Genomic DNA, 23,554 nt, shown 5'->3' on the forward strand with positions numbered 1-23,554 from the left:
ATTACTGGAGGGTACAAAAGAATAATGATAAAATCTCTGAACAAGTCAATTATTGCAAGTTTACTTGCATTCGTTATGACGTTTTCACTTGCTTTTCAAGCGCACGCGCAAGAAAGTAGAGCATCTAATTTATCTTTAGAATCTAAATCCGATATAACTATTCTGATTGATAACGAAGAAAAGATGGTTGTAAGTGCAACAATGCCAGCTATAATACCTAATAATTCCTTTGCTAGGACAAGTGCACTAAAATCTGAGGATGCTATTGCAACTGATATAACTGGAACTATGACAATAGATAAAAATGTTAAAACAATGACATTGGTAACAAATGAGAAATCAGAAATCAGTTCAGCTAATCAACGTACTTACGATGTTACTATTCACGAAATCAATTCATTGGGGGAAATCAATGCGACTTTTACAGATCTAGAAACAAATCAAACATACACTATTGAACAAGATAAATTCCAAGCATCCTTTGCGATTCAGATTGGAATTATACTTGGCCAAAGTGTAATATCAGGATTGCTTGCAATTGGTGCTCTTTTAATTGTAGCAAACGAAACTTGGGCTTCAGTTATTGAAGTAAGAGATATTTTGAGACAGAAAAGTCACGAACACTATCATGCAAATATAATGGGTGGTCAACTATACGTAGGACCTGCTATCGATTTAGGCTCAGCTTCCACTAGAATGATAAACCCAATGTTGTCAGCTGCTGCGAACAATGTTTGGTCCACAACTAGAATGGGGGCTGAACGAGTGGCAAGGTCAGCAGGTGGTGGAGTAACACCAGTAGGTCCAGAATTAAATGTGGATAAAATCCCAGGATTTTATTATTATGCACATTATCATACTTGGAACAGAGTAGGCGGGCATTCATTCTTTTAAGTTAATGATACTCAAATTACGATTATATTCTTTTAAAAGCCTTTCGTATACCGAAAGGCTTTTTTTATTACACTTGCGCTCTGGGCATTCTTTATACACTTAGAAGTAAGATTCTCAAAAAAATCCTTCTTTTCAGGGGAGATACTGCTAATAAAAGGTATAAAGAATACGTAAATGATCTGAATGATGTTATCGTGGAAAAGCTAAGGAATGCTATGAACACACATATATATGTAAACTTCAGCATGACCACTACGAAACTTAGAGTCTATAATGCTGGAATAAAGATTTTGAAGTAAAGACTAATTTTCTTGTGAGGCATGAGTATGGATATGACAGTTCCGGCTACTACTTTGAAACAAAACAAAGAAAGATCTCAATCCAAATGATTTTGAAAAAAAACATTATCCAAGCTGGTTTTTGATGTGATCGAGCAGATATAGCTACCTAAGGAAATTGAATCGCTTATGAAAATTCAAGGACTTGTTTATGGAGGCTACGTAGGTTGTGTCTTATACGTTTTATTTAATTCAATGTTTGGAATGTTCTTGTTGTAGTAAAGAACATTTCCAGCTACAATTTTAAAGGCCGTTGAAGAGTGGTTCTGAAAGAAGCTGCTTATTTATTCTTTTATATAGATAAATTAATGATAAAAAACGACATTATACTATAAATTTACCGCCAAAAAGACTATAAAATATTCATCTTATTAATGATTTTTACCGCCAAAATAAAATAAAATAAAATAAAATTAACAATTATGTTTTCTCTACAAAATGCAGTATCACATAGTGATACTGCATTTTGTTGTATTTGATTTGTTTATTTGAGATACATAATAACTTACTGAAGACAGCTGATCTTATTATTCAAGTTATGGAACCTGATTCTGAACAAACAATTGTCAACGTAAATACACTTATCGAAAACTTCTATAATAAACTCTATATGGAAATTACAGGTGAAAATTCATATACTTATAGGAGTAAGGAGTCTGCACAAGCGATCAGATTTCTCACAAGCGTATCTGGCGGAAGAATCTTAGAATGCTTATACGGAGTGCGTGGATGTAGACTATAGTGAAAAATTTAATGTTCTGCCTGCAAGCACTTGTAGTGGAGGAATTCTATAACGATTTAAGGATCTCTATGAATGTTATGCTTTTGAAAAATAATACGGAGGTGGAAGTTATGAGTGATATAAAACTGCCAATGATAAGACCTTCTGTGCATGGCTACCTATGTAATGCCTATCCACTCTCAATTGTAATGCAGCATAAACAATCTGAAGATTGGTTTTACAGTAATTATATTCAACTAATTTGTGCTGGGAACTTTCCAGAAGGGAAATTCTTTTCGTTTTATACATCTAACTTGCCTTGGTATGATTTCTTTATGAGTTGTCCTCTCATTACTTATCAAAAGATCAATCAACGCTTCTTGGAAAAATATATGGGGGGGATCATCAGCTTTATTTGTGATTCTATTGATCAAAATCAATATATTCATTTGTATGTGGATGAAAGTTATATTGCCCATAAAAAGGCGTATAAAAAATATGCTTTGCCCCATGAAATGTTAATTTTCGGCTATAACAAAGAGACATTAAAATTTTATGTATCAGGCTATGATTCAAATGTTATATTCGGAGAATATGAGGTAGGCTTTGAAGAGTTACTAGCAGCTTTTAACAATTGTGATAAAACTAAAAATAGAGAATATGTATCTTTATTATCTTATAACGAAGAGCATAACTATCACTTTGATCTAAAATTAATTATTAGATCTTTGAAGGAGCTTAGATTCAGTCTCAATTCATCTTATCATTATCGTTCTATGAGCACTCCTTCTGGTTGGATCTTTGGATTATCTATCTATGATCATATTATTGAATATTTAAGTAATCAAGTTAGTACATTAAGGGAAAAGATTGATATTCGAATCTTTCATACATTGTGGGAGCATAAGCTTGTGATGTTGAATAGATTAAATTATTTGAAAGAACATCATTATTTGGACGATGCTGAAGAGCTTATAAAAATATATTCAGAAATTGAATCGGATTCAAAAATTTTAAGAAATTTGGCTATAATATATAACAAAAATGAAAACTCCACTACTATAACTTCTATAATGATAAAAATGAAAAAAATCAAAAGTCTTGAAGAGAATGCATTAAGCGACTTAATTTCAAAGTTGGAAAGTGTGGAGATCAATGAAAAGCTCCTGAGTCATTATTATCTATAATGTATAAAGGTATGAGTTATAGGGATCTGTGACGCGTATTTAGTATAACCAAAAGCCTTTAAAAAAGTTGTCTGATTTAATGTTGACACTCCACAGATAGCGATTTATTAGCTGCATCTAAAGGGGGGAAGCCAGAGAAAGCGGACTTAGCTCCCCTTCGCATCAACTAATGAGCCTCCAATTTCCTTCCGAATGTCTTGTTCTCTGCACGCTTGAATCACCAATACATAATCATGTTTAATAAACGGATTATAGCCCGCTTCCAACCCTAAGACTGCACTCCCTTGATCTAAAGAGGATTTTAGACAATGGATAGAACAAAGCTCAGCATGCTGAGTAGGCGTTTGAGCTCTATCACACTGTTACTCTAGTGCTATTGGCTTGATAATGTAAAATAGTGTAAGCTTGAGAGCGGATATAAGGATACTCTTGAAGTGTAATGCTACATGTAAAACGGCGACAGAATTGGTATCTATATGAACGAGAAGGGATCGGGATCATCAATGACACAAAAAATCTATTATGACTCTGCTTATACAAGAGAGTGGCATACAACAATTACAGGCAAAGTGGACAAGGAAGATGGTATATATGTCACGCTGGCGGAGACTGCTTTTTACCCGCATGGGGGTGGACAGCCTTGTGATCTGGGACAAATTGGCGGCATCGCTGTGCTGGATGTGAACATCGAAGACGGAGAGGTGTGGCATAAGCTGGAACGCGCCCCTGAACAGAACGAGGTACATTGTGAGCTGGATTGGGAGCGAAGATTCGATCATATGCAGCAGCATACGGGTCAGCATTTGTTATCGGCAATCACGCTGAAGCTGACAGAAGCGATGACGCTCAGTTTCCATCTTGGAACGGAGTATGACACGATTGATGTGGCTGCGGCTGAACTGGGAGCGGATCAATTAACTGCCATTGAACAAGAAGTGAATCGTCAGATCTATCGTAACGCTCGCATCAACACTTCCTGGGTTACAGCAGAAGAGGCGGCACAATTGCCACTGGTGAAGCAACCTACGGTAACGGAAGACATTCGCATCGTCGAGATCGAGGGTGTGGAGTATAACGCCTGCGGCGGAACCCATGTGTCGGCGACAGGTGAGATCGGCATCATCAAACTGTTGAAAACCGAAAAGGTGAAGGGCGGCACTCGCATTTATTTTAAATGTGGCACAAGGGCTCTGAATGAATTCACAGCTACACAAAACGTGCTCAATAGCATCATGGTTAAATTAAAGACCAGCAAGGACGAATTATTGGAGCGTATTGAAAAAATGGAGTTGGAGCAAAAACAGCTGCAAACCGAGCTGAATGCAGTGAAAACAACGAACGATGCCTATTATGCGGAGGAACTTTTGGCCGCTCGGCAAGGGATTGTGATCGCTCAGGTTTTTGAAGACAAATCGCTCAAGGATATGCAGAGCCTGGCTACCAAGCTGACGGCAGACCATGAAGGCCTTGTACTCTTTGCCAGTATCTCAGAGGCCAAGGTTGTTCTGGCGCAGAACGGACAGCCGCCTGAATGGGCTTGTGGACCTTTCTTCAAAGGCAATCTTGGAGCCTACAATGGCAAAGGTGGCGGCAGTGAAAAGATCGCTCAGGCAGGCTTTGCCAGCAGTGAAGATGCGCTTGCTTTTTATGAATTCACCAAGGACCAGTTGGGACATCACTGATTGCGTTTTACTTTACGAGACAGGCAATATTGAAAAAGGAGTAAGGACAAGCACGTCACATTGTGGCGTGTTTTCCATTGCCAATAGTTGAAGGAGGTTGGAATATGACAGAACGAATTCCGTGTATACGGGAGGGGTGTGCAAATACTATTTTGCCAGCAACAGCTGCCAGAACAGGCGGGTATTGCATGCCTTGCAAGCAGGAGATGGAGCGTGTGGAGCGCCAGAGATACATTGAAGAGAATCGACGTGACGTGAACTTGTATGCAGGTATCACAGACCCGGTCGAAGTTCTGAAAATCATGCACGAACCTCAGGTTCGCGATCCTCTAATTGGTTATGTGCCATATGAACAATCTAAGGAACAAGTATATCTATCCTTGTCTGTAGAGCAACAAGATCAGATGAAGGATTACGCGATGCAACGGATTCGTACAGGTGATGAAGATACGGGCAAAGACATTCTGGTATATCTGGTCTGCTACCATGATATATCGTTGACTGCCGAAATTCCTGAGCTGCTGGAACAGGAGATCTATTATCCTGCCGTTTTGTATAAAAGCGCCTCGCCAGCAGTGCGAGATCATCTCTTGCAGCAGGTGAACACCGATGATGAGAATCGGAACCACATATTGATCATACTGGCTCATATTGGGGATGATGTTGTCGTGCAGCAGTTCCGGCATTGGAGACAGTCTCCGCCATCTTGGGCGAGCGAATTATACGTGGCACCTGAGCATTACACCACTGAAGCTGGTTGGGAGCTTACGAAAGACGGGCAGTGCAGAGAATTATTCACCACCCCAAGTTATTCACTCTATAAAGTAACAGAAAATGAATCAACTAACGTGGCAATATCCGGAGCTTCACTCTCGATGCTGACCCCGAGCACCAATTGCTGTCCATGGTGTGGTGGTGCGTTAACGACATTAATTAATCTGGATGTTAAGCATCCAGCTCTGAAGAACGTGTCTTGGCACGCTCAGCGACTTCAGATACAGACTTGCGTGATATGCAGCAGTTACGGTGTGGTTTACATGGAGCTGGACGCAGCAGGGGAACCGTTATGGAGTTCATATAATGTCATGCCTCTAGGAATGGACGAGATTGACCTGGACGACTATGGTAAATTTGCACCGGATGTTGGCCGGCTGTTTCGGATTGCGAATGCATCACGTAATGCATTCCATGCCAGTGAGTGGGCGATGGAGCCATCGCTATCTCAGATTGGAGGCCATCCGGGTTGGGTTCAGGATGCGGATTATCCACCATGTCCACGCTGTTCCGCGAGAATGAAGGCTGTCGCACAACTGGATTGGGGCGAGGTTGAGGAATATGGTGAGGGTATGTATTACATGTTCATATGTGAGCCGTGTCAGATGACCGCCGTATCGTATCAGCAATCTTGATGGTGGAAGCGAGTATAAAACATTATAAGCAATTATAAGCAGTTATCTTAACTATAATATTAAAGGACCGTTTAGGTTGTTATAACAGTAGCAGGCAGACTATAACAAAGGGGCATCCCGAAGTTCTTGGAACTTCATGGGATGCCCCTTTGCCCTGCGCAGGATGGATGGGGACTTCTGCTACAGTTATCCGGTTAAGTTATTTATTTAGCCACCAGTGAGAATGGGGTGTTTTTCTACATGCAGAAGCAGCTTGTCGTACTCACACAATCTAACGAACCTAGCACATCTTATTGGGTGAATTTGCAGCACTGTAGAATTCTAACGAATCGTAGCCACGTTATTGCTTCTATTGGCAAGGTTTTATGAAGAAAATCGAAGTTTTTTTCTGTCATAAGACTGCTGAGATTCGTTAGAATTTCATATGCTTGTAAAACTGCGACATAAGGTGTGTCCGATTCGTTAGCGCTTGGCCAAATCTAAACCTAAACCCACCTCATACACACCACTCGCACATTACTACTCACATATTACCACCTAAGTTACTACTGGGGCGTATGTGCCTCTTCACTACATCCGTCTACAATTCCGCAGATGCCTGCTTTAACAAACCAGCCAACCATTCATAATCGGGTGTATCTTTTTCCTTGAGCTTGATCGTTTTGCGTTCTTCCGGGCCTTCGAAGATCCCATCGGGTAGATCAAGTCCGGATGCATGGAAGATGGTGAAAGACACGGCCTGTTTGGATGGCGAGATGACCGCAGCATACTTTCCGTTTTTCAAAAAATGAGGTTTCTTGTACTGCACGCGTTCTTCTACATCTGGGATGGTATCATGCACTAACTCGCGCAATTGTTCAGAGACTTGTATTTGCCAGGGGATCTGAATCTGTTCAATAAACGCAGTAACTTCTGCATTCTTGGTCATGCTTGTTCACCCTCCGTATGGATATGATTGTGTGTTTCCCATTCTGGTCTTAGGATTCCCATCATCAAGCGGTCATAACGCTTACCATCACGAAATACAGCTGAGCGTGCCCGACCTTCCAACTGAAAACCAACCTTCTCATAGGAACGGATTGCTTTGGCATTGTAGGCGATGACATCAAGGCCAACCCGGTCCAGATTCATCTCGTGGAACGCATATCGTAAAATAAGATTCAACGCTTCCGTGCCATATCCCTTGTTGCGATGTTTGGCAAGTCCGATGCCAATGGCGAGCTGTCCGCAGCGGTTGTTCCATTCAATGCTATGAATGACGACAAAACCAATCACCATATCCTCTTTATGCGTGCGAAGTCTGAAGTAAACTTCCTTGTTCTTCGTTTCGCCCTCATCTTCTAACTGTTTCTCTGAATAGGGAATGGCCAGATCAGTATCCACATTCCGAAGGTACTCCGGGTCTTCGTTCCATTGCAGCATGGTCTGCACGTCTTCAGAGCGTGGTGGCGTCATCTTTAATCGTTTGCTATAAAACAGGTTGTCCGTTGTTAGTGTCATAGGGGTCTCCTTTAAATTAAGTTAAGCTTGCTTCACCTTAGTTCCACGTTTAACTCTATGTATATTTCGCAATAGACCTCGCCCCTTTGGCATATGATAGCCTCATCATACTGGAAATTACAGGTGAATCACAATAGCGTATTTTAGTGGATAAAAGTAAACTCTTGTCATAAAACCTGACACGGTAGTAAGATGAAATGATTGATATACATTCAGTGATAGAACCAATAAAAATGTCGGCGGGAGTGGTACGTTTTGGAGATTAAAGTGGATGATTTGAGTGGAGTACAGGTTAAGGCATTAATCGCTGAGCACTTGCAAGGGATGGCAGCCGATTCGCCTCCAGAGAGTATTCATGCGTTGAATCTGGATGGACTCAAGAAGCCCGAAATTACATTCTGGTGTGCTTGGGAAGGAGACGACTTGCTCGGCTGCGGGGCCATCAAAGAACTTGATCCAGAGCATGCAGAGTTGAAATCGATGCGTACCGCTTCGGCTCATCTGAGAAAAGGCGTAGCGAGAAAAATTTTGGCTCATATTATGGACGTTGCAGTAGATCGTGGTTATAAGCGAATCAGTCTGGAGACGGGCTCGATGGATTCGTTTATCCCGGCACGGAAGCTGTACGAAGACTTCGGATTCGAATATTGCGAACCATTCGCAGATTATATATTGGACCCGAACAGCACGTTTATGACAAAAACAATCTAAGTGGAATCGCATGAGAAACCAGAATTCTGTTTTTTACAGGATGCTGGTTTTTTTATTTTGCAACATATCGTACATTTTAAAAGTTGGAAAAAGAGTAGAATAAACTCAATAATGCAGCATTAAAGCAACGTGGCCTTGTGACGAAGAATGTGGAGGGAGTCGTGCATGATATATTGGTGGTTCGATCATATGAATCCGCTGTTTGCTGTCTTGGTGTTATGTCCAATAATTGCTGTGGTGCTTGGAGTATGCAGTTATTTTGCCAATTGGTTTAGACTCTTGGGAGCGCTGGTTATATCTTTTATGCTGCCTTTGTTGTATATCGCGAGTGATCTTTCAACAATGGGTAGTAACATAGGGGCTTGGTTCATCTATGGGGCAGTGTACAGTTTGCTAACCTGGATTGTACACAGATTGCTCCGTGCCATTGTGGGGTATAAAACATAGGTTATGTTCATAAATGTTTGGGATGAATTGGCCATAAGGAACTTCTGGGCTGATTGATGGACAATAGGGTATACTGGACATTATGTCTATGAAACAAGACAGCATTACAGACGTTTTTTACATCAGGAGGACTTGAATTGGCTCAGACAGAAGGAACACTACAGAAGAAGCTTAAACCAAGACACATCAGTTTTATGGCTATGGGTGGTGTCATTGGAACAGGAATTTTCAAAGGCAGTGCAGAGACGATCGGACTCGCAGGTCCGGGCGTTATTGTCACGTACATTTTTGCCGGATTATTGCTGCTGGTTGTTATGGCCGCGATGGCGGAGATGGCTACGGTGTACAAGAACAAAAATATGAAAGACTTCGTGCAGGAAGCATTTGGTAGCCGAGTATCCTTTGTTATGGGATGGATGTATTGCTTTCTATGGTTATCGGTATGTGTCATTGAGGTGATTGCTGCCGGGAGCTTTTTGCAGTATTGGTTCACAGAAGTACCGCTGTGGATGCTGAGTCTGGCTTGTGCGGCGTTCATTATACTGGTTAACCTGCTCAGTGTAGGTGTGTTCGGGGAATTTGAGTTTTGGCTGGCCGGGATCAAAATTGCCATGATCATTATTTTTATCTTCCTGGGTGCAGGGTTGATCTTTGGCATTATCCCAAGTGACAACACGCCATATCTGCAAAATTACACGCAAGCGGGAGGGTTCTTCCCAAACGGTTGGTCATCGATCTTCTCGGCACTGCTTGTGGTCATGTTCTCTTATGGGGGATCGGAGCTGATTGGTCTGACCCTGACCGAGACGGAAAATGCAGAAAAAGTGATGCCCAAAATCGTGGGCAATTTCATGCTCAGAATTATTCTGTTCTTCACCTTGCCGATTCTCATCATCTGTGGTCTTATCCCGTGGAATGAGATTGGGCCGGAAAGCAGTCCGTTTGTACAAGTGCTTGCCTCCACAGGACTGCCGGGAGCAGCACACATAATGAACTTTATTTTGGTGACGGCAGTTCTGTCTGCTGCGAATTCAGGGATCTATGGTGCATCCCGGATGATGCACTCCATGGCAGTGGGCGGGGAAGCTCCGAAGGCATTGTCAAAGACAAATCGCAGCGGTAGCCCGGTAAATACCTTGCTGGCGTGCGCGGCTGTATTGCTCGGAGGTTCCATGCTTGGCCTGTTCGCGCAGGATCAACTGTTCCGTGTATTGCTCGCCGTTCCGGGGTTTGTCGTAATCCTTGTGTGGATCTGTATTGCCTCATCACAGTTGAAATTGCGGAAGAGATATCCGGTTCAACCGACCTTCAAAGTTTGGGGATTCCCTTACATAACCGGAGTCGTGGTACTATGTCTCAGTGTAATTGCGGTGATGTTTGTGTTTGATGAAGGCAATCGGTTCAGCATTAGCATCTGTCTTGCCGTACTCGCGTTGCTAATTATCTGGTCCCTGATTCGATTCAGGAGGACGAATGGACGAACAGTTTAGTATGGATGGGTAGTATGCAAATATAGAACAACATGACATCTCGGCGCTTGCGCCGGGGTGTTTTTTTGTATGCACTAAAGGAACGATCTTATTTCGGAACTGGAAGATCTGTTTTTGTTATATCTGGGACAAATTAGGGGTAATACGAACTAGATAAATAAACCGACAGTCTCTACGAAATGATCTGTGTTCACTTTATAATAAAAGCCCATCTGTACATATGAATCTTATAGCATTCTAAACAACAAATGTTCGTATAACAACGAAATATATTTAGAACGAGGTCTCCCATGACAACGATAAAAGTCACACCTGAACAGTTGATATCTGTTTCGAAACAATTTACAACAGCCCAGAATCAGGTTTTTCAGATGAATAACATCTTGAAACAACATTTATTCGAAATCGAAAGACAGTGGGATGGTAGTACGAAGGAAAGGTTTTATGTTGATTTTATGGTTGCGCAGCGGGTTATGGATGACTTTGTCTCACTATCCTTATCCATTGCGAAGGAGCTTGAAGGGCATGCGGAGAAATTCAGACTTGCTGATCAGCAAGCTGTACAATCCTATGATGTGAGTTGTGTACCACCACCGCCAGATGAATGCAGGGCACCAGCAACCGACACCCGTAATGCTTTTCAGAAGTCTGCTGATAGTTTAGTCGAATTGGGACAAGCCTTTATGCAATCTGCGAATGATCGATATCAAAAGCGTTATGATAGTGTAGGTTGTTTTCTGGATTATTGGACATTTGGTATTCCAAGTGGTCTTGTTCAGGGGTATGTAGACAGGGCGGATAAAGCATTCAACTCCCCGAATGATGCTGCCAACTGGCTCACGTTTGGTATCCATGGAACGATACGGGAAGCCACCTTTCCGACCAATGCCTGGTCCAGTGAACACTGGGCGAATATGATTGGATTGGGAGGTCTAATGGTTGGTGGGGGTTATGCTTCCACGATGATCAAGCCGCATAATCTTCTGACTTCGTCGGGAGGCGGCGCGAAGATTAATTCATTCAATCGTCCGCCTGGTACAGGGCAGTTAACAGGTAGTTTTAATGGACATAAAGATCAACGCCTTCGAGTTCTGGATAACATTGCTGAGAGTAAAAAGGCGAGAGAATCCTCTAATGTGAATGTTTATTTAGAAAATGAAAGATTGCTCCCAAAAAGAATTCAGGAACATAAATTGAATATGAGTAAAATTATTGATAATGAAGGTAATTTCAATCTTTCTGAAGGAGTGCTAAATGGTGGGAAAATTAATGAGAGTTATTTGAAAGGATTGGTCCCTCCTGAAGGTGTTAATAAATTTAGACCTGATCCTGGAATTATAGAGGAAGGATTTAAGTATAATTTTCTTTATGAGAATAAGAAGATAGAAGTGAAGTGGCATTCACCACAGCAAAATTTACGCGGCATATTGACAGAAGAAGAACTTTTGACGAGTAATTCATTTAATGGATGGAGTGCACAAATTAAGATTGGTAAAAAGTACTTAGGCTCAGACGGGAGTCTATATAGAAACAATCAGCAAAATATAACACATATACCTATTAATATTGGAGGATAAATATGAAACTTTCGGAGATTAAAAATTTACCTGATGTGATGTCGAAAGAATCTTTAGATAAATATTTTGGAGCTTATTTAGATATGATTGAAAACGAAGAGACCTTGGACAGCATTGAAGTTTTAGAATCACTATCGGAATTAGCTGATAGAAAGGTGTATACCCACGAATTGTTGGATACTACTTTACGAGCAAGAGTGGATCATATTGTACAAAAACTGTGGGATGTTTCATCAGCTGAGTTAGTTGATAATTATGCCTATGTTGTTGTAAATCTTAATTTGATCAAAAGTTATGAGATAATGAAGTTAGCTTTAAACGAGGATTTGAATAAGAGCATTAGGGTAATCATTGAGGAAACTATCGATGAAGTTGGCGAAGACATAGATGTTCCTTATAAGTCTAACTGAGATTTAAATATCATACCACTCTGCAATATATTTAGATCACTTTTTTATTTTGAATGAAAAAGAATTTAAATTCTTTTCAGGTTAAAGATTCGTAACTTAAATCTTGCAATATTTGACTAAACTCTGACGCATATGTCAGGGTTTTTCTTTGTATAGAGGCGTAACCATTTCATCGAAACGCATAAAGCAGAATACAGAGTTAAGAAAATTTTTCTCGGAACTTCTAACATTTCAGATGTCTGTCCGTTATACCTATGAAAGGTGGTGAAGCATGGACGCCGGACAAATCAATGAACTGTTGCAGCCAAAGCTAACTGAAATCCGGCATTATTTGATTAGACTTGGTGCTTATCCGGCCGATGCAGAGGATATATTGCAGGAAACTGTGTATAAAGCATTTCTATATATAGACTCAATCGAAAATGACAAGTTAAGTGCATGGCTGTATAAAGTGGCTATTAACCGCTATTACGATCTTTGCCGTCGCAAAAAATGGAATACAGTACCTATAGACGACATGGAAATACCGGATTCTAAATTGCCAGAAGATGCTCTGTTGCAGCAGGAAAAGAAAGAGGAAGTGGAGGCTGTTCTCAGTCAGCTTGCTCCACTGCATAAGCAACTTCTAATCATGAAATATGAGATGGAGCTTTCATACCAAGAAATAGCGGATTTGCTCGGAATGCGGATCGAACACGTCAAATCGTCGTTATATCAGGCGAGACAGCAGTTCAAAAAAAGGTATAGGAGTGAGATAAAATGAACGGACAACATAAAGAGAGTGATTCAGTAAATATAAGCAAGATGGTCAGGAAAGCGAAGCGGACAACGACGATTCGAACAGTTTTGATTTCCCTCCTGGTATCTTTAATCGCGTTTTTTGGAGTAATGCTGGGCAATCAATATTTGACAAGCTGGAGTTACAGTCGTGCAAACCATAGCGAACAGATCATGAACCTCATTAGTGGACCCGATGAAAAACAGGCAGGCCAGGTCAATTACAACGGTTTCCTGAACGGCAGCTTTCAGTATTATACCGTTAAAGTGATAGAGGGCGTACCCATCCCTTGGGCGGATAAAAAAATCAATTATCAAGTGTTTCCCTTTATTAATTTTCTCTCCTTTGGAGGGGATACGTCACCATCTGTTTCGTTGCAGGATGAGAACATGAAAAAACAAGGCTATGAGTATACACGTAGCTACAATGGATTAAATGGGCAGAGAGAAATGTTATTTTACATTCCCCAAGTTAATTATAATGATAAAGTTCTAAATGATCTTCCATTACTTCAAAAAATGGATCAAGATAAGCTTGTAGAAATGGCAGTGTCCTTGGACAAAGATTACTCTTTAAATGAGGTGAAACAGCTGCTTCCTCCCGAGTTAACCCAGACATGGTATTGGGTAGATACGTATGATAACAAAGCATTTTATGATCCGTACATCGATGGCAATGGAAATAAGAGTTACGCATCACCGGACCCGGAAGGTTGGGTAAAAGGCTTTGGCAATTCGGACCCCGATTCAAATGAAGTGAGTGAGAAAACTTTCTTGGAAGCCTTGGAACAGGGGGTTCAACTGAAAGGGCAATATCAGTACGATTTCAACCGGATATACAATTATTTAAAAAAAGACAAGTCCAAACCTGAGGAGAGTGATATTCGTATTTTGGGAGTAGTAGTTACAGGAACAGCAAAAGAACTCCAAGTGTTAAGTGGGCAACCTTATGTGAGAGGTGTAACTTTGGGGGCTGTGGTAGACAAATTTTAAGCTGAAACTTCGCTTGAGTTAACGGTAAATTGTAGTTCAAAACATCGTCAGTCGAGGACTGTCGGTGTTTTTTTAACTTTTGTACCAAAGTGAGGCTACCACAGCCATGATAGCGTTTTTATGTTAACCCAATATTTTCTTGCCTAATTCGACATATTCGTTTACTATTTTCCCATACATAGTGCTTCAAGCATGCGTTTTTTGGGTAGCGCCTAGTCAAAAAGGCTTGGGTTCACGGGAGAGGAAGAGGAGCGGATGATTGGTTTTTTTAGAAAACGTTTGGTTGTGCGCATTGTTGCAGTAGTCACACTGGTCATTACGATTATAGCCGTTGGAAGCATGCTGTTACAGGTGGCCAATATGAAACTAGCTGCGCAGGAGGCCATTTCGAGTTACAACATCCAGATTGCTCAGAGTTATGTGAATCAGCTGGATACAGCATCTTATGCCGAGTTTGCCAAGGACCCCAAGGAGAATGACGAATTCTTGAAGATTCGTGATGAACTGGATGACTTTCGCGTAAGCATTGGTGCAATGTATGTGTATTTCGTCAAAATAGATGACAAAGGTACGCCACTTATTATGGTGGATGGTATGAAGGATGCAGATAAAGCCTCACCGATTAATGAAGTTACGGATGTCCCTCAGGAGGCTGTGCAGAAGCTGTTACAGGGGCAAACAGCCAGTTCTTCGATTATTAACAATGAGGAGTACGGCGACTATATTTCCTCTTACGCTCCCATGCTGGATAGTAATGGCGCTGTAACAGGTGTAATTGGTATCGATACGGCGGTATCGGTCATCGGAAGCATTGAATCGGATATTATGAAATCGAGTATTCCCTTCTATGCCTTATTGCTACTAATTACACTTATAGGCATTGCTGTTGTCATGTGGTTTATCGTAAGGGGACTGCGACCACTTCAACCGCTGAAGGCGAGTGTGGAAAAAATGGCACAGGGTGAGCTTGCAGAAGCGAATCGAATTTTGACGTCGTATCGTTTGCGGAGTGAAGATGAGATTGGAACCACATATCAAGCGATGATACATATGTCCGGTAACTTGAATAAGATTGTGAGTAACATGGTTGAAGGCGTAGCAGTAACCACAGATATTTTATCCGAATCAACGAAGGAATTTAATCGCAGTACCGAAGAGATGCTTGAGATGGGCAAGACGGTTGATAAATCTGTCGAACAGATTAGGCAAGGTGCACATACGCAGAAGCAGGGTGCAAGCGATAGCGCGCACGCGATGGAAGAGATTGCAAAAGGCATAACGGATATTTCCGAATCCTCGATGGTTGTATCGGATGCGGCAACAAGTGCGCTTTCTACGGCGGAGTCCGGTAAACAGAGCATGACACTGATGAAAACACAGATGGAGAGCATCTCAAATGTCTCAAGTGAAGTTGTAGCGATGGTCCAGGTGCTAAACAATTACTCCCAGGAAATTGGTGGTGCCCTGCACACGGTTCGTGATTTTGCGAGTCAGACCAAGCTGCTTGCGCTTAATGCATCCATAGAGGCAGCACATGCAGGAGAACACGGCAAAGGTTTTGCGGTTGTGGCGGATGAAGTTCGGAAGCTTGCTGAGGCCTCAAGCACATCCATGGAACGGATCTCCGATTTGTTGCTTCGTATTCAACAAGAATCACAGCTGATTGGCTCACAGATGGGGGTTACTGCAACCGAGATTGGACAAGGTGTTACAATTACCGCAGAAGCGGAGCAAGCTTTCGCTCATGTAGTTGATGCGTTCCAACTGGTGACCAGCCGCATTCAGGAAGTCTCCGCTGCGGCAGAGGAAATCTCGGCAGGATCGGAAGAGGCTGCAGCCTCCGTCAATACGATCTCGCAGATATCAGCTGGTGTGTCGGATCATTCGGATGAGATTTATCGCTTGATGCGTGAACAATCGGCCATGTTCAACAAGGTGGCGCAGACCTCCACAATGCTGGAGCAGCAGACGAACGAGATGAGTGAAGCCGTACGTAAAGTTAAAGTATAGTTTGAGTAAGGTGTAGTAATAGTAACGCAAGAGATAGTCAGAAAAGAGCTTGGTTTGTTGTGTAACCAGTATAACGATATAATGCAAAAAAAAGTGTTCCGCTCTTGGAGAAGTTGGTGTTCATCCCAAACTTCCTTCAAAGGGTGGAGCACTTTTTTAGATTTAAACTTTTAAATGATCCAGCTCTATCGCCTGTCTGAAGCGTTGGGCGAATCGTTCCGCGGCTACGGCGCACTCCTTGGATTCTGTCTGCACGAAGCCAATTTGCATTTTCGGTTGATCAATTCCAGCGATCTCAACCATCTTCACCAGACCTTCTTTCCATAATTGATTTTGGTGAAAGGAAAAGTCGTGACCAATCGTGGCGGCAATATCGTTTCTTAATACCATATTGATCGCTTCAGAGTTATTTGTTTTGAACAGAATGGACAGAGGTCCATGATCATAGGTGAATTCCTTGATGAAGTCTTCGATGAAACCATCTCGATAGAGTGCCAGCTTGTGTTCTTTTAATTGATCAGGTGAAACACGGGGGTGCTTGGCAAGTTCAGACAGGTGATGCGTACCGACTACCAACTTACCCGAGTACATGGGACTGAAGTGAAGTCCATCGAATTCCCGCAGCTGTTTGGCGTAGATCGCGATAAAGCCCAGATGGGTCTTGTTATTGCGAATATCCTCGATAATTTCCATGGACCCTTTCTCTTCAATGGAGATGTTAAGTTGCGGGTGCTCACGCTTCATATCCGCAGCAGACTGGACAAGATAGGGCATGACACTTGGAAAAGTAGCCACATGAAGCTCTCCGCTAAGAGAGGAGGCTTCGGCGTTCAGGGATTTTAATTCATCAATCCGCTGTAAAATGTCCAGTGCCTTGGCAATGAATTGTTTGCCTTCGGGAGTGGGATGAGTACCCTGCCGCGAGCGTTCGAACAGGATGATACCCAATTCTTTCTCCAGACGATGAACCGATTGGCTGATCGCCGATTGTGTGACATGCAGATGCTCCGAGGCGGCGGAGAATGATTGTGTTTTCGCAATTTCTACGACATATTCGAGCTGTTCCAGATTCATGATTTCATCTCCGTTTAGCATTAATACAACTAATGTTAACATTAGTATCTATAAATATGAATAATACATGAACAGCGATATAATATATAGACAAGCGTTATAGTTCTTTACTATATAAGTAGAACCTTACTTTTACACCAGAAACGCAGAGTGCAGAACCAATCTGAAGAAGCAGAGCGTGCGCCTTTATCACCGGATTTTTCCCTTGGATCAAGGGAATGAAGAAAATCTGGGGATAAGAGCGATCGAAAGATGGTACTGCAATCAGCGTAATTAGGTGTAACATTTCTAGTTCAACTTATATAGACAATCATATAAAGGGGATGAACTTCATGAAAGCAGCAGTATGGTATGCCCATAAAGACGTGCGTGTGGAAGAGCGGGAGGTTCCGGTTGCTCAAGCGGGTCAGGTCAAAATCAAAGTGGAATATGCGGGTATCTGCGGCAGTGACTTGCATGCCTATCATCATGGTGTAGGAATCCAAGAAGGCGAGAATCATCCGCTCTCAGGACAGAAAGCACCGTTGACATTGGGTCATGAATTTGCAGGAACCGTGAGTGAATTGGGAAGTAATGTAAGCGGTGTCAGTGTAGGGGATCGAGTTGTGGTAGAGCCGTTGTACCATTGCGGAAAATGTGAGTACTGTATCCAGGGGCGTTACAACCAGTGTACTCAATTTGGATTCGTTGGACTGAATGGTGATGGTGGTTTTGCGGAGTATGTTGTTGTTGAAGCATACATGGTTCATCCCATACCGGATAACGTATCTTTCGAAGAAGGTGCGCTCGTAGAGCCTACAGCAGTAGCTTTTCACGCGGTTCGTCATAGCAAGTTGAAAGTAGGGAATAAGGTAGCCGTATACGGAGCTGGCCCAATCGGATTATTGACCATTCTGTCTGCCAAAGCTGCAGGAGCCTCTGAGATCTATGCAGTCGATGTATTTGAGGAACGTCTGGACCTGGCAGCCAAGCTGGGAGCGATTCCGGTGAACAGTGCCAAAGTTAATGCAACAGAGGTGATCTTGCAACAATCGGGCGGTATTGATGTGGCTTATGAAGCAGCAGGTGTACAACCAACGATGGATAGCGCCATTGCGGTTGTCAAAAAAGGCGGAGAAGTTGTTGTCATCGCAGCGATTCCAAATCCGCTTCAAGTGAACTTCTTCGATCTTCTGGTCAAAGAAGCGAATCTAACGGCAACGCTGGCATATCGCCACATTTTCCCTGAAGTGATTTCATTGATTGCTGAAGGGTCGCTCGATGTGAAACAGGTCATCACCAAGAAAATCAAACTGGACGACATCGTTCAGGAAGGGCTTGAGCTGTTAATGAGCGACAAGAGCCATGCGAAGATTTTGGTGGAGATTGGCGGCTAAAAAAATCAATAGCGATGTATCATTTCAAATGTTATATAAGTTGAACTAAAATTTATTTACACTGACACTACGATGACAGAATAACCTTCCAATCGCTGTTATCCCCAGATTTTTTTTCCATTCCCTTTTCTCGAGGGGAAATCCGGGGATAAAGGCGAACGCTTCGCTTTTTCAGGTTTTTTCTGTCCTCTCCGTTATCGTGTAAATGATTAGTGCAACTTATATAGTTGACATTTATAAACGTAAAACAGACCGTCATAAGATGATCGGTCTGTTTTACGTTTCATTCTTCGCTCCCTGATCCCGGGTGGCTGTTACCCAACACTAGGAATCATAACGGTAACAGATCGCCTTGCCCCCGCTGCTCTCGGAGCTGAATTCCTCATCCTCTGTAAATCCGAAACGCTCATATAAACGGATGGCATTGACCATCTGACCGCCCGTATATAAGTACACCGTATTTTTGCCCATTTCTTTGGCAGAATCTACGCATTGCTGGAGCAATACTCTGGCAATCCCGTGACCTCTCCATTTTGGATCAACACCCAACAGCCGAATAAACGGATAATCGATTGGCAATTCAAAGTTTGGATAAGCCTTGCGCGCTGTTTCGAATAATTGGACTGTACCGACGATCTGATCATCAATCTTCGCGATCCATAATTGTGTCAGGTACGGATTAACCACAGACTCTCGAATGTCTTTCAGGTAGGCTTCCCATCGTTCATTTTGTTCAAAAGTCTCCCGATACTCGGCATAACTTGCAACAAGGATATCTACAATTTCTGGATGGTCTGCTTCTGTGGCAGGATGAATCGTAACGGCAGCCGTTGTCATCTTATAATTCCCCTTCTCTTATGGGTTAAGTATGGAATATAGTTTTCTTGCATTTTACCATAACGGATTCAATCCGATTCATTCAAATTTTCTATAGCTAACTCAGTCATTTCTATAGATCAAAGCATATCAGCGATTGAGCTGTGTGGAATATAGATGATTGCGATATTCGGTTGGCGTATTGCCTTCGTATTGCTTGAACATGCGCAGGAACAGCTTGTAGTCGGAGAAGCCGCACTGTCCGGCAATTTCTTTTACACTGGCATTGGTGTTCAGCAGCAATTGTTTTGCCCGGCGAATACGTTCTGTGAGGATATAAGTTTTGAGTCCAGTACCTTTCTCGCGTTTCACCATTTTGGAGATATAGTCTTTGTTAAAATTAAAATTTTCTGCAATCTGACTCACCGTGATGTTTGTATGCAGATGAATATCGACCCACTTGCAGATATGGTCCACAATTGCATTGTGCGGGCGATAATCCGCCTCTATATTCCGCTCCAGTTCTCTGAACAACAATAACAAAGCAGCGTTGGCTTCCTCGGGTGAGAAGGATGACACATGCAGCAATTGCTTGAATAACTGATTGGCCATGGAAGGCACCTGAATATTGGCATGTGTCCTAAACAGGTTGAATTCTGGCAACATGGCATCATAGTGAACCCAGTAAAAGCTGACGGGGGTGTCGCTGATCTGGTAGCCGTAATGGGTGCGACCGGCGCGCAGAAACAACAGATCGTTGGCACGAACTACATATTGTTCCTCTTCTTCCGCGATGTACATCTCACCTTCCAGCATCAAAATGATCTCATGCACAGGCATGCTACGTCTCATGTGGCTCCAGTTGCCTTCGGATATGAACTTGCCGCACAGGTAATGTTCCAGTGGCTTTTGCATAGGACGGATTTATCCACCTTTTCTTGGATTATGAGTCTGATGTAATTGTATTTTATTTGATAGTATGGGGATATTCAAGCTCTACAGTAGATTGATGAGTATTAGTCATATGGAACAGAACACGGATTTTACCCCTCAAGAATGAATCGATATCTATATAAGTTGAACTAATCATTTACATGATGACGGAGAGGACAGAAAAAACCTGAAAAAGCGAAGCGTTCGCCTTTATCCCTGGATTTTCCCTTGAGAAAGGGGATCAAAAAAATCTGGGGATAACAGTGATTGGAAGGTTGTTCTGTCATCGTAGTGTCAGTGTAAATAATCTTTAGTTCAACTTATACAGTACATCCGAGAAGGAGTGAGTGTAATGATTGAAACGAAAAAAGGATTTCTGGGACCGGAACATGTAGATCTGTTAAATGGTGTGTTCCAAACATCACAAGAGGTGGGGGAGCGCTACCTGTTATCGCTGGATATTGATCGATTCCTGGCTCCATGCTTCGAAACTCATGGTTTACCGGCCCGAAAAGAGCGCTACGCGGGTTGGGAGGCACGTACCATCAGCGGACATTCCCTCGGACATTATCTGTCTGCCTTGGCTGTGACGTATCAGGCAACCGGGAATATCACGTTAAAAGAAAGACTGGATTATGCGGTTACCGAACTGGCGAGAATCCAGCAGACCACGGGGAGCGGGTATATCGGTGGTTTGTCCGAAGAACCTTTCCACATGGCTTTTCGAGCAGAGAATATCGGTGGATTCAATATCGGTGAATACTGGGTTCCCTGGTACAGTGTGCACAAAATCTATCGTGGCCTGATTGATGCGTACAAACTCACTGGCAACGGACAGGCACTTGAGGTAGTTACTCGATTTGCAGACTGGGCGGTTGAAGGTTTGCTCCCGATGACAGAAGAACAGATGCAGACGATGCTTCAAAGTGAACACGGGGGCATGAATGAAGTATTTGCACATTTGTATGGGATTACCGGCAAAGCCTTATATCTTGAGATCGCTAACAAGTTCACCCATCAATTGATCCTGAGACCCTTGGAGCACAAGCAGGACGATCTTCAAGGCAAACACGCCAATACGCAGATTCCCAAAGTGATCGGCGCAGCCGAAATCTACAATCAGGACCATACCCATGAGAGTTATCGGACAGCGGCAGAGTTTTTCTGGAATACCACAGTGCATCATCGTTCTTATGTATTTGGAGCAACGAGCATTTCGGAGCATTACGAAGCAAAGGGCATGGAGAGTCTCGGGATAAAAACAGGAGAGAGCTGTTGTACTCACAACATGTTACATCTAACGAAGCAACTCTTTGCCTGGAATCACGATAGCGCCTACATGGACTATTATGAAAACGCCATATACAATCACATCCTTGGCACGCAGGACCCCGATACGGGGAACAAAACGTATTTTGCATCAACGCTGCAAGGCCACTACAAAATCTATGGTACTCACGATACCGCTTGGTGGTGCTGCACAGGATCAGGCATGGAGAACCCGGGCAAATATGCCGAGGCGATCTATTTTGAGGATGAACAGGACCTGTACGTCAACCTGTATATCGCGTCCCAATTGGATTGGGCGTCACAGGGATTATCCCTGAAGCTTGAAACCAACTTTCCTTATTCGGAAAAGGTGACCCTGACGATCACCGGAGGCAACGCCTCGGCCCATCTAAGATTACGCGTGCCCTCGTGGCTGCAACAGCCAATGACGGCAACGGTTAATGGGGATACGGAACATCCGTATACACGGATGGAACCCGGCTATCTTTCCATCGACCGCACATGGACAACGGGCGATGTCATCACAATCACACTGCCGATGTCACTCCGCCAGTACACTTCCCGGGATGATGCCCACAAAGTAGCCTTCTTGTACGGCCCAATTGTACTCGCTGGTGCACTAGGAAACGAGGGTCTTCCCGAGGATACGATTGTGGACGAAACAGCGCTGAATCCCAAGACTGCACCTGTACCTGTGATCTGGACGGAGCAGGAGGATGTACGAGAGTGGATCAAGGTTGTGGATGCAGATACGTTAACATTTGAACTTAGCAAAGATGTTACTTCCACAGGCGAAGCCGTGAAACTCATTCCGTTCTATGATGTGCATCATGAATTTTATACGGTGTACTGGCCGTTTAACGATGAAGGAGATGCGCTGGAGAAAGAATTGAACGATATTACGATCGACAGGGTTCAGGCTGACGGTCAGCAGGATGAGATTGGACATCGACTGGATAGCAACTGCCGTGGTGAGCACCACAACGGTTCAACCACAGATGGCCGTAAGAAGTTGCATATGTGGCGAGAGGCTTTTGGCGTCAGTGGGGCTTACTTCAGTTACCAACTGGCAGTGAATCGTGAGGAAACCAATTATCTATGTGTGGCCTATTGGGGCGGAGATCATTCCACGTTTGGACGGGAAGGTACGTTATATGACAGACAATTCGTCATTACCATGGATGGAACACTCATTGGTGAGCAGCGAATTCATATGAACAAAATTGGCGAAGTGTTCTATGTGACCTATGATATTCCTGAGGCGGTTACATCAGGCAAAGACAGCGTTACGGTAATGTTCCAGGCGAAGGGCGACAATGGTTGTGCCGGAAAAGTTGTAGAGGTACGCACCACGCGAAGCAAACCGGAATCCATCTTTTCGTAATAAGAGGCATGGTCTGAAAAGGCGCAAAACACATCTAACGAACCACACACACCTTATATCGGGAATTGATGTGGTGGGAAATGTAACGAATCTCAGTGACGCTATTTTATTCGAAATAGGTGATATACAACTTCTACGCACCTAAAACGCGAATATAACGTGTCTCAGGTTCGTTACATTTTCAGATGAGTTGAAATGCACCAAATAGCGTCACCTCATTTCGTTAGCTGTAGAAAACGGCATCAAAATTTTAATAAGAACACGAAAAATAATGAACCAACGTAAAAGGGACGAAAGCGGATGATCTCCGATTCGTCCTTTTTGCTTTGCTCCTTTTTCAGACAAGTCTTATATAAGAAATGACACGCATAGCTATTTTCCACGTATTACCTGATAACATTTCTTCTCCACAATCTGCTGTCTAGTAAAACTCACTTTTTATGGATTGACCACAAAATTTCCTGCCAAGTTCCACGTTGTCCCTGAAAATATGAAATGGGATAAGCCCAAACCACGTATATTATGAGTATCCAAA

At 42.8% G+C, this 23,554-nt stretch carries 19 protein-coding genes; 14 read left to right on the forward strand and 5 right to left on the reverse strand.

Annotated elements, in window-relative coordinates; all coding sequences use genetic code 11:
• The first annotated feature begins 24 nt into the window (after window positions 1-24).
• The 4 genes from V6669_RS04685 to V6669_RS04700 all read left to right on the forward strand — a co-directional run bounded on the left by V6669_RS04685 (window position 25) and on the right by V6669_RS04700 (window position 6,231).
• On the forward strand, window positions 25-894 hold the full coding sequence (locus tag V6669_RS04685; RefSeq protein WP_338591149.1) for a hypothetical protein: 870 nt from the start codon (window positions 25-27) through the stop codon (window positions 892-894).
• Window positions 895-2,084: 1,190 nt separating this feature from the next.
• Window positions 2,085-3,140: a hypothetical protein gene (locus tag V6669_RS04690; protein WP_338591151.1), complete on the forward strand. Its 1,056-nt coding sequence runs from the start codon at window positions 2,085-2,087 to the stop codon at window positions 3,138-3,140.
• 503 nt (window positions 3,141-3,643) lie between these two features.
• Window positions 3,644-4,822: an alanyl-tRNA editing protein gene (locus tag V6669_RS04695; protein WP_338591153.1), complete on the forward strand. Its 1,179-nt coding sequence runs from the start codon at window positions 3,644-3,646 to the stop codon at window positions 4,820-4,822.
• 104 nt (window positions 4,823-4,926) lie between these two features.
• Window positions 4,927-6,231: a DUF1963 domain-containing protein gene (locus V6669_RS04700; protein ID WP_338591155.1), complete on the forward strand. Its 1,305-nt coding sequence runs from the start codon at window positions 4,927-4,929 to the stop codon at window positions 6,229-6,231.
• Window positions 6,232-6,811: 580 nt separating this feature from the next.
• Here V6669_RS04700 and V6669_RS04705 read toward each other — a convergent pair.
• Both V6669_RS04705 and V6669_RS04710 read right to left on the reverse strand, forming a co-directional pair.
• Window positions 6,812-7,159, reverse strand: a complete 348-nt coding sequence (locus V6669_RS04705; RefSeq protein WP_338591158.1) for a DUF1801 domain-containing protein — start codon at window positions 7,157-7,159, stop codon at window positions 6,812-6,814.
• Window positions 7,156-7,731: a GNAT family protein gene (locus V6669_RS04710; RefSeq protein ID WP_338591161.1), complete on the reverse strand. Its 576-nt coding sequence runs from the start codon at window positions 7,729-7,731 to the stop codon at window positions 7,156-7,158. The genes V6669_RS04705 and V6669_RS04710 overlap by 4 nt, the downstream gene beginning before the upstream one ends.
• A gap of 255 nt (window positions 7,732-7,986) precedes the next feature.
• Between V6669_RS04710 and V6669_RS04715 the strand changes: the two genes are divergently transcribed.
• From V6669_RS04715 to V6669_RS04750, 8 genes are all read left to right on the forward strand, one after another.
• A complete protein-coding gene (locus V6669_RS04715; RefSeq protein WP_338591164.1) occupies window positions 7,987-8,442 on the forward strand; it encodes a GNAT family N-acetyltransferase in 456 nt (151 codons plus the stop codon).
• A gap of 165 nt (window positions 8,443-8,607) precedes the next feature.
• Entirely contained in the window at window positions 8,608-8,889 is a 282-nt protein-coding gene (locus V6669_RS04720; protein ID WP_338591167.1) for a hypothetical protein, read from the forward strand.
• 137 nt (window positions 8,890-9,026) lie between these two features.
• Complete coding sequence (locus tag V6669_RS04725) at window positions 9,027-10,379, forward strand: amino acid permease (protein WP_338591170.1); 1,353 nt, start codon at window positions 9,027-9,029, stop codon at window positions 10,377-10,379.
• A gap of 290 nt (window positions 10,380-10,669) precedes the next feature.
• The gene (locus V6669_RS04730; protein WP_338591173.1) at window positions 10,670-11,956 is read left to right on the forward strand and encodes a WXG100 family type VII secretion target; all 1,287 of its coding nucleotides are present in this window, start codon (window positions 10,670-10,672) and stop codon (window positions 11,954-11,956) included.
• 2 nt (window positions 11,957-11,958) lie between these two features.
• Entirely contained in the window at window positions 11,959-12,366 is a 408-nt protein-coding gene (locus tag V6669_RS04735; protein WP_338591176.1) for a hypothetical protein, read from the forward strand.
• A gap of 271 nt (window positions 12,367-12,637) precedes the next feature.
• Window positions 12,638-13,129, forward strand: coding sequence for a sigma-70 family RNA polymerase sigma factor (locus V6669_RS04740; RefSeq protein WP_338591178.1), 492 nt, complete (start codon window positions 12,638-12,640; stop codon window positions 13,127-13,129).
• Window positions 13,126-14,136 carry an anti-sigma factor gene (locus V6669_RS04745; RefSeq protein WP_338591180.1) on the forward strand — a complete coding sequence of 337 codons (1,011 nt, stop codon included), beginning with the start codon at window positions 13,126-13,128 and terminating at the stop codon, window positions 14,134-14,136. Before V6669_RS04740 ends, V6669_RS04745 begins: the two co-directional genes overlap by 4 nt.
• A 255-nt stretch (window positions 14,137-14,391) precedes the next feature.
• A complete protein-coding gene (locus V6669_RS04750; RefSeq protein WP_338591183.1) occupies window positions 14,392-16,146 on the forward strand; it encodes a HAMP domain-containing methyl-accepting chemotaxis protein in 1,755 nt (584 codons plus the stop codon).
• 162 nt (window positions 16,147-16,308) lie between these two features.
• Here the strand turns inward: V6669_RS04750 and V6669_RS04755 are convergent, their stop codons facing one another.
• Complete coding sequence (locus V6669_RS04755) at window positions 16,309-17,220, reverse strand: LysR family transcriptional regulator (protein ID WP_338591186.1); 912 nt, start codon at window positions 17,218-17,220, stop codon at window positions 16,309-16,311.
• Between the two features lie 332 nt (window positions 17,221-17,552).
• Between V6669_RS04755 and V6669_RS04760 the strand changes: the two genes are divergently transcribed.
• Window positions 17,553-18,596 carry a 2,3-butanediol dehydrogenase gene (locus tag V6669_RS04760; protein ID WP_338591189.1) on the forward strand — a complete coding sequence of 348 codons (1,044 nt, stop codon included), beginning with the start codon at window positions 17,553-17,555 and terminating at the stop codon, window positions 18,594-18,596.
• Between the two features lie 324 nt (window positions 18,597-18,920).
• Here V6669_RS04760 and V6669_RS04765 read toward each other — a convergent pair whose 3' ends face one another.
• Together V6669_RS04765 and V6669_RS04770 are read right to left on the reverse strand one after the other, a co-directional pair.
• Window positions 18,921-19,433, reverse strand: a complete 513-nt coding sequence (locus tag V6669_RS04765; protein ID WP_338591194.1) for a GNAT family N-acetyltransferase — start codon at window positions 19,431-19,433, stop codon at window positions 18,921-18,923.
• A gap of 129 nt (window positions 19,434-19,562) precedes the next feature.
• Entirely contained in the window at window positions 19,563-20,327 is a 765-nt protein-coding gene (locus V6669_RS04770; protein ID WP_338591196.1) for an AraC family transcriptional regulator, read from the reverse strand.
• A gap of 370 nt (window positions 20,328-20,697) precedes the next feature.
• On the opposite strand from V6669_RS04770, the gene V6669_RS04775 reads away from it, so the two are divergent.
• Window positions 20,698-23,019 (forward strand): beta-L-arabinofuranosidase domain-containing protein, encoded by a 2,322-nt coding sequence (locus V6669_RS04775; protein ID WP_338591199.1) that lies wholly within the window; start codon window positions 20,698-20,700, stop codon window positions 23,017-23,019.
• The last annotated feature ends 535 nt before the right edge of the window (window positions 23,020-23,554 follow it).

Origin of the sequence: Paenibacillus sp. Y5S-9 (assembly GCF_036894235.1) — a bacterium.
Classification (GTDB): Bacteria; Bacillota; Bacilli; order Paenibacillales; family Paenibacillaceae; genus Paenibacillus.

Coding starts and splice junctions, on each gene's coding strand:
- V6669_RS04685 (WP_338591149.1), top strand. CDS start 25: ATGATAAAATCTCTGAACAAGTCAATTATTGCAAGTTTACTTGCATTC.
- V6669_RS04690 (WP_338591151.1), top strand. CDS start 2,085: ATGAGTGATATAAAACTGCCAATGATAAGACCTTCTGTGCATGGCTAC.
- V6669_RS04695 (WP_338591153.1), top strand. CDS start 3,644: ATGACACAAAAAATCTATTATGACTCTGCTTATACAAGAGAGTGGCAT.
- V6669_RS04700 (WP_338591155.1), top strand. CDS start 4,927: ATGACAGAACGAATTCCGTGTATACGGGAGGGGTGTGCAAATACTATT.
- V6669_RS04705 (WP_338591158.1), bottom strand. CDS start 7,159: ATGACCAAGAATGCAGAAGTTACTGCGTTTATTGAACAGATTCAGATC.
- V6669_RS04710 (WP_338591161.1), bottom strand. CDS start 7,731: ATGACACTAACAACGGACAACCTGTTTTATAGCAAACGATTAAAGATG.
- V6669_RS04720 (WP_338591167.1), top strand. CDS start 8,608: ATGATATATTGGTGGTTCGATCATATGAATCCGCTGTTTGCTGTCTTG.
- V6669_RS04730 (WP_338591173.1), top strand. CDS start 10,670: ATGACAACGATAAAAGTCACACCTGAACAGTTGATATCTGTTTCGAAA.
- V6669_RS04735 (WP_338591176.1), top strand. CDS start 11,959: ATGAAACTTTCGGAGATTAAAAATTTACCTGATGTGATGTCGAAAGAA.
- V6669_RS04740 (WP_338591178.1), top strand. CDS start 12,638: ATGGACGCCGGACAAATCAATGAACTGTTGCAGCCAAAGCTAACTGAA.
- V6669_RS04745 (WP_338591180.1), top strand. CDS start 13,126: ATGAACGGACAACATAAAGAGAGTGATTCAGTAAATATAAGCAAGATG.
- V6669_RS04750 (WP_338591183.1), top strand. CDS start 14,392: ATGATTGGTTTTTTTAGAAAACGTTTGGTTGTGCGCATTGTTGCAGTA.
- V6669_RS04755 (WP_338591186.1), bottom strand. CDS start 17,220: ATGAATCTGGAACAGCTCGAATATGTCGTAGAAATTGCGAAAACACAA.
- V6669_RS04760 (WP_338591189.1), top strand. CDS start 17,553: ATGAAAGCAGCAGTATGGTATGCCCATAAAGACGTGCGTGTGGAAGAG.
- V6669_RS04765 (WP_338591194.1), bottom strand. CDS start 19,433: ATGACAACGGCTGCCGTTACGATTCATCCTGCCACAGAAGCAGACCAT.
- V6669_RS04770 (WP_338591196.1), bottom strand. CDS start 20,327: ATGCAAAAGCCACTGGAACATTACCTGTGCGGCAAGTTCATATCCGAA.
- V6669_RS04775 (WP_338591199.1), top strand. CDS start 20,698: ATGATTGAAACGAAAAAAGGATTTCTGGGACCGGAACATGTAGATCTG.